11 protein-coding genes are annotated in these 11,894 nt (G+C 69.4%); 4 read left to right on the top strand and 7 right to left on the bottom strand.

Annotation, left to right across the window (positions count from 1 at the left end):
• Nucleotides 1-49: 49 nt before the first annotated feature.
• On the bottom strand, nt 50-1,060 hold the full coding sequence (locus ACFYYN_RS18615; RefSeq protein WP_500546671.1) for a winged helix-turn-helix domain-containing protein: 1,011 nt from the start codon (nt 1,058-1,060) through the stop codon (nt 50-52).
• Nucleotides 1,061-1,194: 134 nt separating this feature from the next.
• On the opposite strand from ACFYYN_RS18615, the gene ACFYYN_RS18610 reads away from it, so the two are divergent.
• Together ACFYYN_RS18610 and ACFYYN_RS18605 are read left to right on the top strand one after the other, a co-directional pair.
• Complete coding sequence (locus ACFYYN_RS18610; protein WP_500546670.1) at nt 1,195-2,160, top strand: SMP-30/gluconolactonase/LRE family protein; 966 nt, start codon at nt 1,195-1,197, stop codon at nt 2,158-2,160.
• Nucleotides 2,161-2,574: 414 nt separating this feature from the next.
• Nucleotides 2,575-3,645 carry a PP2C family protein-serine/threonine phosphatase gene (locus ACFYYN_RS18605; protein ID WP_500546669.1) on the top strand — a complete coding sequence of 357 codons (1,071 nt, stop codon included), beginning with the start codon at nt 2,575-2,577 and terminating at the stop codon, nt 3,643-3,645.
• 73 nt (nt 3,646-3,718) lie between these two features.
• Here ACFYYN_RS18605 and ACFYYN_RS18600 read toward each other — a convergent pair whose 3' ends face one another.
• Entirely contained in the window at nt 3,719-4,606 is an 888-nt protein-coding gene (locus ACFYYN_RS18600; RefSeq protein ID WP_500546668.1) for an NmrA family NAD(P)-binding protein, read from the bottom strand.
• A gap of 493 nt (nt 4,607-5,099) precedes the next feature.
• Between ACFYYN_RS18600 and ACFYYN_RS18595 the strand changes: the two genes are divergently transcribed.
• Nucleotides 5,100-5,318, top strand: a complete 219-nt coding sequence (locus ACFYYN_RS18595) for a PLD nuclease N-terminal domain-containing protein (protein ID WP_500326081.1) — start codon at nt 5,100-5,102, stop codon at nt 5,316-5,318.
• 46 nt (nt 5,319-5,364) lie between these two features.
• Here the strand turns inward: ACFYYN_RS18595 and ACFYYN_RS18590 are convergent, their stop codons facing one another.
• Together ACFYYN_RS18590 and ACFYYN_RS18585 are read right to left on the bottom strand one after the other, a co-directional pair.
• A complete protein-coding gene (locus ACFYYN_RS18590) occupies nt 5,365-6,108 on the bottom strand; it encodes an SOS response-associated peptidase (RefSeq protein WP_500326083.1) in 744 nt (247 codons plus the stop codon).
• A 139-nt stretch (nt 6,109-6,247) separates the two neighbouring features.
• Nucleotides 6,248-7,111, bottom strand: a complete 864-nt coding sequence (locus tag ACFYYN_RS18585; RefSeq protein ID WP_500546667.1) for a helix-turn-helix transcriptional regulator — start codon at nt 7,109-7,111, stop codon at nt 6,248-6,250.
• 189 nt (nt 7,112-7,300) lie between these two features.
• On the opposite strand from ACFYYN_RS18585, the gene ACFYYN_RS18580 reads away from it, so the two are divergent.
• Nucleotides 7,301-8,062 (top strand): SDR family oxidoreductase, encoded by a 762-nt coding sequence (locus ACFYYN_RS18580; protein ID WP_500546666.1) that lies wholly within the window; start codon nt 7,301-7,303, stop codon nt 8,060-8,062.
• A gap of 194 nt (nt 8,063-8,256) precedes the next feature.
• On the opposite strand, the gene ACFYYN_RS18575 is transcribed toward ACFYYN_RS18580, so the two are convergent.
• The 3 genes from ACFYYN_RS18575 to ACFYYN_RS18565 all read right to left on the bottom strand — a co-directional run bounded on the left by ACFYYN_RS18575 (nt 8,257) and on the right by ACFYYN_RS18565 (nt 11,780).
• Nucleotides 8,257-8,676 (bottom strand): SRPBCC family protein, encoded by a 420-nt coding sequence (locus ACFYYN_RS18575; RefSeq protein WP_500546665.1) that lies wholly within the window; start codon nt 8,674-8,676, stop codon nt 8,257-8,259.
• A gap of 46 nt (nt 8,677-8,722) precedes the next feature.
• Entirely contained in the window at nt 8,723-9,736 is a 1,014-nt protein-coding gene (locus ACFYYN_RS18570; protein WP_500546664.1) for an aldo/keto reductase, read from the bottom strand.
• A 997-nt stretch (nt 9,737-10,733) separates the two neighbouring features.
• Nucleotides 10,734-11,780, bottom strand: a complete 1,047-nt coding sequence (locus ACFYYN_RS18565; RefSeq protein WP_500546663.1) for an aldo/keto reductase — start codon at nt 11,778-11,780, stop codon at nt 10,734-10,736.
• Between the last annotated feature and the right edge of the window lie 114 nt (nt 11,781-11,894).

The raw sequence follows: 11,894 nt of genomic DNA, 5'->3' as shown, positions 1-11,894 counted from the left end.
GGTTCGACCACCGCGGACGGACCGCGCACACGCTCGCGGACGACACGACCTAGCGGACCGCCGCGGGTGGCTCGCCCGACAGCAGGGCCGTGCCGAGCGGGGTGAGGCTGTGGAGGACGGCGATGCCGATCCGGGTCGTGCGCACCAGCCCTGCGTCGCGCAGGACGCCGGCGTGCTGGCTGGCAGTCGCGAGCGAGACCCCGAGCCGCTCGGCGAGCGCGGTGGTCGTCGCCGGATCGCGCAGGGCCTGGAGAACGGCTGCCCGGGTCCGCCCCAGCAGCGGTCCGAGGGCGGCCCCGGGCGGGGCGCCCGGGTCGGTGGGGGGCTCCTGCAGGTGCATCGGGTAGGCCAGCACGGTCGGTTCGCCGGGCTGGTACCTGATCATGGGGCCGGTCGCGAACCAGGACGGCATGAGCAACAGGCCCCGGCCGCAGAGCGGGATGTCATACGTGTTCCGGGACGGCAGGTGGAGCACCGGCGGTTGCCAGCGCCAGGTGGGGCCGAGCGTGGTCAGCAGGGCGTCGACGCCGCCGCGTAGCAGCATCTCGGCCCGCAGGGCGCGGTCCGCCGCGCCGTCGGTGCGGACCCGCGGCCACAGCGGGGCGATCGAGGAGGCGAAGTAGCTCCGCAGGTCCGCCGTGAGGACGCGCCGTGCGGCGGCCGATCCGGCGGCGAGTTCGAGCGACCAGCGGCTGGGCGGCTCCTGCGCGCCGCCCCGGCCGCCAGGGTCCCGTGGGAGCCGCAGGTCCTCGGCGATGCGGGCGGCGGGGGTGCGCCCGGCCAGGTCGACGGCCGTGGCGAGGTCCCCCGCGGCGGGCTGGAGCAAGAAGTCGGGCACGTGGCCGTCACGGGGCACCAGGTCGAGCAGGACCCCGGCGCGGTCGGCGAAGCTGCCGTTCACCTGGCGGCGCCACCGCCCGGCGGCAGGGTGCGCCCGGCCCGCTCCGGCGGTCGCGGTGCGCAGGCCGCGCACGCTGAGGACCGCCTCCCACAGGGCGTTGGGCGCCGGGGCGAGCGTGATCCGGCACAGGTCGGCGGCGTCGAAGTGTAAGCGGATCACGCCGACCGATTATCGGCCAGTCGGAGCCTTTCGCCTAGACGTGAAAGGCGATGCGGCCGCCGTACTGCCCCGGGCAGGCTCTCGGACGTCCCCGCGTCGCGGGGGCGTCCACCACGCACCCGGAGGTAGCCACGATGCCCGGCTCCACCCGACTTCCGCGGCTCGGCGCCGCGGCCTTGCTGGCCGGCCTTGCGGCCCTGCCCGCCGCCCCTGCCACCGCGCACGAACTGCCGCGCACCTACGTCGTCTCCGAGGCTCGCGGGGTGCTGCCGGAGGGGATCGCGATCGACCGCGACGGCACGATGTACGTGTCCTCCGACGGCACCGGCGCGCTGTACCGGGGCGACGTACGCGCCGCGCACCTGCGGTCATTCCGCGCTGACGGCCTGGCGAACCGCCCGAGCACGCTGGGGGTGCACACCGACGGCCGGGGGCGGGTGTACTCCGTCGGAGGAGGCGAACTGACCGTCCACGACCGTCGGGGCCGACTGCTCGCCACGCGCACCGCGCAGGGCGGTCCGCTCGGCGCGCCGGACCTGAACGACCTGGTGATCACCGACAACGCCGTCTACGTCACGGACTGGGCCAACCCCGTGGTGTACCGGGCCGCCCTCCGCCATGGCAGGCTCGGGCCCTTGGAACCGTGGCTGGACATCCGCTCCGCCTTCCCGCAGTTCCCCGCGCGGTACTGGCTGCTCAACGGCATCGTCGCGGACCGGTCGGGCAGCACACTGCTGGTGGCGTCCAACGGGACCGAGGCGGTGTGGCGGGTGGACGTCGCCACCGGTGAGGTCGTCCAGCTCGATCTGGGCGGCGTGTCCTTCGGGGCCGATGGGATGCTCCTACGGGGGCGGACGCTCTACGCCGTGCTCAATTACGGCGCCCCGAACGGCGTCTACATCGCCGAACTCGACCAGGGCCTGCACGCAGGCACGGTGACGCACCGCATCACCGGCGAGCCTTTCGACCTGCCCACCACCCTGGCCCGCCACGGCTGCCGGCTCTACGTCGTCAACAGCCAGAACGACGACCCGCCGGGACAGCCCCCGTACACCGTGAGCGCGGTCGACGACCCGGTGTGCGCGGAGGCTGCCCCGTAGCCGCGCCTCGCGGGACGGTGCGGGCCGGGTGCGGTCCTCCCTCAGCGGCGGAGGCTGCCAGTCCACCAAGGGATGGGCCGTCGATCAGATCTGCCGGACGCGTAGAAGAAGGAGTTCACCAGCAGGCCACGGCCTGCGGCGTCTCATGACAAGCCTGTCAGCCCCTGAACTCATCCAGTTGATCACTCGCTGCGGCACAGCCTGATGAGCGGCAGCCTCCCTATACGGAGCGAGCGCTGCGCTCGGCATGAGTCAGGGCCGTGCCGGACGCCCGGCGGTGCGATCGGCGCTGCACTGGGGCAGGCTGAATGCATGCGGTCACCGTCCTGCTCGTCTCCCGGGCCGGGAGCGGGCGGCCACAGCAGGCTCCTCCTGGCACTCACGCAGGCTGTGCCCTTCGTGATAGCGCTGGGCGTGCTGGGGATCGAACTGTCACCTGCGCATTTCCTGATGACCGGCCCCCTCCTCACCGCCGTGCCGGCGCTGGCAGCACTGACGATGGGCCCGAAGGGCACCCTGTCGGCGGCGGCTGCCGCCTTGGTCGTCAACCTGACCACGGCCACCTACAACCATGCGTGGGGGACCCATCTGGTCTTCGGCAACCTCGTAGGTCTGCTGGTGGTGTCGGTGGCCAGTGTGATGCTGAGCAAGGCGGTGCGTGCGCGTCGGCGCAGCGAGCTCGACCAGGTTCGCCGTATCGCCGTGGCGGCACAGGACGTCATCCTGCGGCCTGTGCCGGCGCGGCTGGGTCCGGTACGGACGGCCAGCTTGAGCCTCGCGGCGGGGACGGGCGCGCAGGTCGGCGGTGATCTGTACGAGGCGGTGCTGACACGCTACGGCGTCCGTCTGATCGTGGGCGACGTCCGCGGCAAGGGGCTGGACGCCATGCGGGCGGTCGCGGTGGCGCTGGGTGCCTTCCGGGAGGCCGTGCACTACGAGGACGACCTGGTGAAGGTCATGAACCACTGTGGGGCCGCCCTGCTGAGGGAGGCGGACGTGCCGGGGGCGTTCGGGCAGGAAGTCGCGCTGGAGGGATTCACCACCGCCCTGTTGGCCCAGGTGCCGGACATCCCGGGTGAACATGTGGTGGAGCTGATCAACCGTGGCCACCCGCCCGCGCTGCTGCTGCACCAGGGCAAGGTGCAGGCCCTGACGCCCTCCTGTCCCCTGCCGCCCTTCGGTCTGGAAGACCTCTACACCGGACCTCCACCCAAGGCGGAGAGCCATCCGTTCCTCCCCGGCGACCGGATGCTGCTCTACACCGACGGCGTCATCGAAGCCCGCAACCGCGACGACGAATTCTTCGACCTGCCCGAGGCCATGGAAGCGCTACACACCACCGCCCCGGAGGAGTTCCTGGCACGACTGCACCAGCGGCTGCTCCACCACACCGAGGGCCACTTGAGCGACGACGTGGCAGTGATCCTTGTCGACCTCCCCGGCGGCGACTCCGACGATCCGACCCGCCGGGAAGGAACGAGCTGACCACTGAGGTCCGCCGCGTAAGGTGCCGGCGTTGGACGGCTCGCCGTGCTGCGGGCGATCTCAGGCCGGCCGACTACGCGCTCGGCTTGATGTAGTCGAGCTCGAACGCCGAGCGGTGTTCGGTGACGAACTCCTCGACCGTCGTGAGCGGCTGCCCGTTGATGCGCGGGGCCGTATCAGTGATGCCCGCCAGGCGGCCCTCCTGCTGGTCGAGGGTCACAGCCTCGAAGTGCTTGAGCTTCGCCATGTCCTGCCCGATACCGAGCATCTCCAGGAAGGTGGCCACGGTGACCTGCTCGAACGGAAGGTCCTTGCCCAGCACCCGGCCGACCTCGGCCGCGAGCTCTTCGTGGCTGTATTCCACGGGGCCGGTCAGGGCGTAGACCCGCCCACCGTGCTCTTCGGGCGAGGCGAAGATGTTGGCAGCGGTCAGCGCGATGTCGCGGCCCGCGATCGGGGCGAAGCGGCTCTCCTTGTCGAACGGCATCGCGTAGCGGCCGTAGCGGATCAGCCCGGAGATGTAGAGCAGCCACTGCATGAAGAACGTGACCCTCAGGTGAGTGGTGGGGACTCCCGACCAGTCGAAGATCTGCTCGGAGAGCCAGTGGTTCTGCGTGGCCTTGCTGCGCGCCTGGGGCCGGGACTGGAAGTGCGACATGTTCACGATGAGCTCGAGGTCCTCCTCCTTGGCGGCCTGAGCGAACATCACCGCGGCCTCCACCAATCCTTCACCGAGCGGGTAGTTGAAGTAGGCGCGCTGGACGCCTTCCATGGCCTTACGGACGTCGCGGAGGTCGAGCAGGTCTCCGAATACGACCTCGGCGCCCTTGTCGCGCAGCCGCTGTGCCCGCTCGTCGTCCGTGCGGACCATGGCGCGCACATGGAAGCCCTCCGTGAGCAGGTAGTCGACCATCGGTCGGCCGGTCTCCCCGTTGGCCGTCGTGATCAAAATCGTGGTCATCGATTCTTCACCTCTTCTTCGCCGGTGTTGCCGGTGCGGGCCCGGGATCCCCGCCGGCACGCGGGCAAGGCCGGTGTCCGGAGATCCGTCACATACCGAGGAGGAAACCCCCACGCTGGACAGCACTGCCTGCGGCCGGACCTACAACAATAGATTACATATGGCATCTAAAAGGGGCAAGGCGGCGAGCCGCTCCGCGAAATCACGCACCCCGCCGTCGGGCCGTGACGCCCTCTACTGCCGGTCGTTGAATCCTGGGAACGAGACACACCCCCAGCACGGGACCCCGGCCGCCATCTGCCGGGGTCCCGTGCCGTGCCGGAACGCGCCGGCGCTACGGAACCGTCACCGCGCGTGTCGTGTCTTCCCTCGAGGCCGTAGGCCGTCCGAGGGTTTCTTCCGCCCCTTGGGATGCCCGTTAACATGACCATCCAGTGGGGCCAGGCCGTGCCGCACACGAGCGGGCAGCCGCCCTTGCACATGAGGTGACCCGATGACGTCAGTGCCGGTCTACGCGATGTACGTAATCGTCGCGGCGTTGTACGTCCATGCCCTGGTCGACTGCATCAGGACCCCTGCCGCACGGATTCGAACCCTGCCCAAGGTGGGCTGGCTGGTCATCATGGTCCTGTTCCCCATCGTGGGCGCCATTGCCTGGCGAAACCTGGGCAAGCGGCCCGCTCCTGTCGAGGTCCGGCCCTCCACCGCCTGAGTCGACTGCTCGCGCTGATCACAGCCGTTCGCTGCCGGGGGGGGGATCAGCCTTCGAACTCGGAGGCGTCCAAGAGGTGCGGCCCGTTGTTCCGGACGCTGTTGACCTTCAGTGACACGGGCCTGACCGACAGGTGGCCATCGGCGGGCGCGGTCAGCAGGGCGCGGAGCTCGTCGGGGTCCTGGTGCTCGGGGTCGAGCCAGGCGTCGTAGTCGGCGGCCGCGATGGTCAACGGCATCCGAGGGTGGACCCGGCCGGCGGCGTCGGTCGCCTCCGTGGTGATGATCGTGCACGTTGCCAGCCACGCGCCCGGGTCGTCGTCACCGACGACCGCCTTGTTCCGCCACCACTCGTAAAGGCCCGCGAAGGCCATGCCCTGGTCACTGCCCTCCGGGCTGACGAAGTAGGGCTGCTTGTGCGCCTTCTTGTCCTCGGTGGACGGGACGGGCACCCACTCGTAGTAGCCGTCGGCCGGCAGCAGGCAGCGGCGCTTGGTGAAGGCACGACGGTAGGCGGGCTTCTCGTGGACCGTCTCCATCCGCGCGTTGATCATCTTGGAACCGATCGCCGGGTCCTTCGCCCAGGACGGGACCAGACCCCACCGCAGCGGCCGCAGCTGCCGCTCCAACGCCCCGGTCTCCCGGTCGACGCCCTCGAAGACGCTCCACACCTGGTTGGTCGGGGCGACGTTCCAGTTGGGCGCCACGAGGGCTTCGGGGTTCCATTCGGTGACCCGGAACTGCTTCACCAGGTCCTCGGGGCGTCGGGTGGAGACATAGCGGCCGCACATGCCGACCAGCCTGCCACGTTTCCCTGGGATACCTGCGCGAACCCTGGATGTCGGGGCCCGGTTCAGGGGTGGCGGCTCCTGCACTGCCCGCCGCTTGGTCCGGTTGCGACGCCGGGACGGCGCGTGGAGGTCAGGAGACCTACGGGTGCGGGCTGTCCGTCGGCCTGTCGGGTGCCGTGCCGGCGGAATCGGTGCGTGAGAGTGCGGCAAGCAGCTGCAGTTTCTCGTCGCTGTCGCCGCCCTTGTCGGGGTAGTAGACGACGAGGATGACATCGCCGATCGCGAGTTTGTCGCGGTGGAGGCGTAGTTCACCGACGACGGGGTGGTTCACCGTGGTCGTGCCACCGTCCAGAGTGCGGACGTCGTGCCGGGCCCAGAGGGTGCGGAAGCGCTGGCTGGACAGTGCGAGCTCGCCGACGAGCTCGACGAACCGGGGGTCGTCGGTGTCGTCCCCGATGGTGGTGCGAAGGGCGGCGACGAAATCGGCGGTGGCTTTCGTCCAGTCCTGCTGGAAGGCTCGCTCCTCGGGATCGAGGAGAAGCGAACGAAGCCGGTTCTGGCCGGGCTGCAGGCGGGGGGAGAGCGCGACGGCCATGGGGTTGGAGGCCAGGACATCGAACGCGCGTCCTTCGACGAACGCGGGGATCTGCAGGTGGGCGAGCAGCTCGTGCACCCGCTCCGGCACGTGCTCGGGCCGGCTGCGGCGCGGCGCCCTGGGGCGTGCCGCCGCGAGGCCGAGCAGATACGTCCGCTCGATGTCGTCGAGCTGCAGGACGCGTGCCAGTGATGCGAGGACCTGCGGCGAAGGGTTCCTGTCGCGGCCCCGTTCCAGGCGCAGGTAGTAGTCCGGGCTGATTCCGGCGAGCAGGGCGACTTCCTCACGGCGCAGGCCCGGGACGCGGCGGTTGCCGCCGGGCGGGAGCCCCGCTTGTGCCGGGGAGACCAGCTCGCGCCGGGCACGAAGGTAGCTGCCGAGCCGGTTGCCGGATTCCTCGTCCTTCATATCGACACCGTAATGCGGTGGGCGTGCCTCAGAGGGGGCCCTGGCAGGACCAGGGAAGAAGGGGGCCCTGCCTCACCCAGCGGATGCCGTCGAGACTTCGGTTGCGCTGCTTCGAAAGAGACAGCGGACATCACTGTCTGCGCCGCGGCCTTGAGCGCCGTTGGAGCCCTGCACCGAAGGGAAGATCCCGTGGATCTCTCCAATCGCACCGTTCTCGTCGTCGGCGGGACCTCGGGAATCGGCCGAGAGCTGGCCCGCCGGTTTGCGGCGGCGGGCAGCACGGTGGCCGTCGGCGGGCGCAGCCCGCAGGCGCTCTCCGACCTCGCCGCCCAAGGCTTCGCCACGTTCGACATCGACGTCACCGACAGTTTCTCCGTAACGGCTGCCCGTGACGCCGTGCTGGCCCGGTACCCCGAGCTGGACACCGTGGTGACGATGTCGGGCGTCATGCTCCTGGAGGATCTGCGCGACCCCGCGCACTTCGAGGCGACGGAGACGACGATCGACACCAACCTGCTCGGCACCATCCGAGTCATCGACGCCTTCACCCCGCACCTGGTCCGGCGGGGCGCCGGCACCTTCATCACGGTCACGTCCGGCATCGCCTTCCTGCCGTTCCCGCCCATGCCCAGCTACGCCGCGTCGAAGGCCGCGGTGCACGCCTACTCCGAGGCACTGCGCGCGCAGCTCGCCGGCACAGGTGTCGGCGTCGTGGAGCTCGTTCCCCCGGCCGTCGCCACCGCGGGCCAGGAGAGGGTGAACCCGCACGCGCTGCCGCTCGACGACTTCGCCACCGAGGTCATGCAGCTGCTCTCCGAGGACCCCACCCCCCACGAAGTCCTCGTGAAGGGCGTCCTCATGCACCGCTGGGCCGAGCGCGACGGCACCTACGACGGCCTCGTCGCACAGCGCTCCAAGGCCCTGACCATGCTCCCCGGCCGCGAAGACTGACGCCCGCCCTTCCTGTGAGCAGGCCCAGATCGTTCATGGGTGGCCGTTGCGGGCCGGCGATCACCTCTGCATGCGGATGCGCGGTCGCGGCGGGAGCCGAGGATGACGGCCCGGGGCCGGAGGGCGATCGGAGCGGGGCTCCGAAAGCATCGGGGTTCCCGGAACGCGTGCCCTCAGCGCTCGGGACGGCGCTCCTAGCCGCCGAGGGTCTTGACCAAGGCGTCCAGGCCGTCACGGTAGATGCCCGTGAAGAGGTCGACGACCTCCTCGTCCGTGGCTCCGCTCGGAACGAAGCGGCCGGACCACTGGACTTCGGCGGCGTTCTCGTTGCCGCTGATCCCGTAGACCCGCAGGGTCGACAGGTAGTCGACGACGGGGAAGGGCGCCTGCAGGATGTGGTAGCTGTAGAACCGGTGCTCCTCGTCGAACGCCATCAGCCGCTCCACGATGGGGTCACCCTCGGGGTTCTTCAGGTGCCGCACTCGACCACCTTCCGAGAAGGTGCTTTCGGGGATGTACGGCAGCCAGTCGGGCAGCGATCCGAACCCGCCGATCACTTCCCAAACGCGTGCGGGAGAGGCCGGGACGACCCTGCTCACCGATGTGGATGCCATGTCGCTCCTCCAGGACTCGTTGGACGGCTGTTGACGGCGATGCGACCTACGCCCCGCCCGGCAGGGGCGCCATGGGGCTGACCAGGCCGGAGGCACGCAGATCGGTCCAGAACGCGGCGGGCACCTTCTCGTTGAGCGCGACATGGTCTTCAACGGTGTGGGCGGGATGGGTCGCGCCCGGGATCACTGCGTCGGCGACCGGGTGCGCCAGCGAGAAGTGCAGGGCGGCGGCCTTGATGGTCACGCCGTGCCTGTTGGTGAGTTCCTTCAGCCGCTCGACCTTTGCCACGATCTCGGGCGGGGCAGTGACGTACTCGAAGTGGGTGCCGCCGGCGAGGATGCCGGAGCTATAGGGACCTCCTACGACCATGCCGACGCCTTGCTCCTCTGCCATGGGCAGCAGTCGCTGCAAGGCGTGCGCATGGTCGAGCAGGGAGTAGCGACCGGCCAGCAGGAACCCATCCGGTTGTGGCTCTTCGAGCGCGAGAGTGATTTCGATGGGCTCGGTGCGGTTGACCCCGAGTCCCCAAGCCTTGATGACACCCTCGTCGCGCAATTTGGTGAGAACGCGGAAGGCGCCCGTGCGGGCCTCTTCGATTTTCTGCAGCCATACGTCGCCATGGAAATCCTGGGCGATGTCGTGCACCCATACGATGTCCAGGCGGTCGGTTTGCAGGCGCTTGAGGCTGTCTTCGATCGAGCGCTTCGTGGCGTCGGCCGTCCACACGTGAAGCATCTTGTTCGGACGCCCGTAGGCAAAGAGGTTGCCCTTCTCGCCAAGATCACGCGCGGAAGGGTCTTCCTCCTCGTCCAGGATGACACGGCCGACCTTTGTGCTGAGCACATAATTGTCACGTGGGCGACCGAAAAGTGCTTTCCCAAGACGTATCTCCGACAGTCCGGAACCATAGAAGGGCGCGGTGTCGAAGTATCGTGTTCCCTGTTCCCAGGCAGCGTCGACAGTTGCCATGGCCTCTTCCTCGGGAACGGATCGGAACATGTTTCCGAGCGGCGCACTACCAAACCCTATGTGCGCCGGGAGGATCTGGTCGAGTTTCACAGCATATCCTTCCTGGAGGAAGCCTGAATGTGCCCCTGGTATGCGATCGGCGCGCCAAGGAGAATCTGAGGACGGGAGGATTTTCTTCCCATCCCGTCGTAGCGCATGCCCCCTGTCGAAACCCACACCATTAGACCTGTCCCAATTCAGCCGGGAAGGTCAGGGGAAGATCGTGGGCGCGAAACCGCCGCCCACGCTTGGCGCCGCACCAGCTGTAGCCGAAGCCTGATCGGACACGACGTGCGCGACAAGGCCCACTGTCCCCGCGGGGCGTATCAGGCGTTTGAGTAGGAAGGTTGAGGCCCGCCCGACGGATGAGCTGCTCATTCCGATCCGGACTGCCTTCGCGCCAGCGATCCAAGAGCTCCCGACTATCCGCCGCACACTGCGCTTGACTTATCGATCGTAGGTAGGGATGCACCAGAAGTGCATCTTGGCTGGACTTGTTGGGCCCCACCTTCTGTGTCCGACCGGGAGCCGGCAGCAGACGGCGGCCGTCCAGGGTGCGAAGGCGCCTTGTCCCTTCCACGGCTACCTCCGGCACCGCGTCGAACATGCCGCAACCCTCGGCACCGACGTGCGGACCGTCCGCCGCGACCACGGCTTCTTGGCTGCACCGCTCCATCCGACCGTGGTTCTCCGCGCGAAAGTGGCGGGTGCTCCGCCGGCGCACGCACCACCCCCGCGGGAAGCACGGCTTCCTCGGCGGACTTCGTCCCGGATCATCGTGAAAGCCCGGCTTTCGTATTGCTGCAGGACCTTGTTCATGACAGAGCTCGGGAACGCTTGTTCCGCTTCCCGGCGGGGGCTCAAGGTCGCTCCGTGGCACCGCCCCGCGTACCGCTTCCGGTTCAGCACGCGCCCCCCGTAAGACACCCGCCGGGCACACCACGACCTCCGCCGGATCCCGGCGCACACGCGCCCCGCGCTCGCAAACCCGAGCGCGGGGCGCACCCGCACTCCAGCCCGGCGGGAACCCCCGCGGCCAGGCGCGGCGTCAGACGTTGGCGTAGCCGGGGATGCCGGCTTTGATGCGTTCGAGTTCGCGTACGTCGGAGATGCCCTGGAGGTCGTGGCGGGGGGTGTAGGGGGCTTCCAGGCGGCGGGCTTCCTCGTCGGTGATGTCGAGGTCGAGGGACGCGACGGCGTCGTCGATCTGCCGGATGGTGCGGGCGCCGACGACGGGGGCCGCGACGACGGGGTTGCGGCGCAGCCAGGCGAGGGCGATCTGTGCGCGGGTGCGGCCTCGGGCGGCGGCGATGGCGCCGACCTCGTCGATGATCTGCCGGTCGCTTTCGGTGTTGCCGTAGAGCGCGTCGGCGTAGGCGCCGTCGGTCGCGGCGCGCTCGCCGGTGGTGGCCTGGTCGAAGGGGCGGGCGAGGCGGCCGCGGGCCAGGGGGCTCCAGATCATGGTGGCGACGCCCTCGTCGGCACAGAGCGGGAGCATTTCGCGTTCCTCCTCGCGGGCGAGCAGGTTGTAGTGGTCCTGCAGGGTGACGAACCGGGCCCAGCCGTGACGTTCCTGGAGGTGGAGTGCCTTGGCGAACTGCCAGGCGTGCATGGAGGACGCGCCGAGGTAGCGGGCCTTGCCGGACTTCACGACGTCGTGCAGCGCTTCCAGCGTCTCCTCCAGCGGCGTGTCGCTGTCGAGGCGGTGGATCATGAAGACGTCGACGTGGTCGGTGCCCAGGCGACGGAGGCTGTGCTCGACCTCGCTCATGATCGCCTTGCGGGACAGCCCGCCGCCGTTGGGGCTGCCGGGGCGCATGACGTGGCGGACCTTGGTGGTGATGACGACGTCGTCGCGGTTCGCGTAGTCCTTCAGCGCGCGGCCGAGGATCTCCTCGCTGGAGCCGTAGGAGTACAGGTTGGCGGTGTCGAAGAAGTTGACGCCCGCTTCCAGGGCGTGCTTGATCAGGGGCCGGCTGGCCTCTTCGTCCAGGGACCAGACGGGGTGGCCGCGGTCGGGTTCGCCGTAGGTCATGGCGCCGATGGCCACCGGGGAGACGTCCAGGCCGGTGCGGCCGAGTTTGATGTAGCGCACGAGGGGGCTCCTACAATGGAGGACGACATTAAGCGGAGATCTCTCCGCTTGACCTCGGCCACGTTAGCGGAGAGCTCTCCGTTTCGCAACGGACGGCCGTCCGCACGCCTGGAG

The sequence above is a fragment of the Streptomyces sp. NPDC001902 genome (assembly GCF_042891295.1).
Taxonomy (GTDB): domain Bacteria; phylum Actinomycetota; class Actinomycetes; order Streptomycetales; family Streptomycetaceae; genus Actinacidiphila.
Note: the sequence above shows the minus strand (reverse complement) of the source record. Positions and strands in the feature narration are given on the sequence as shown.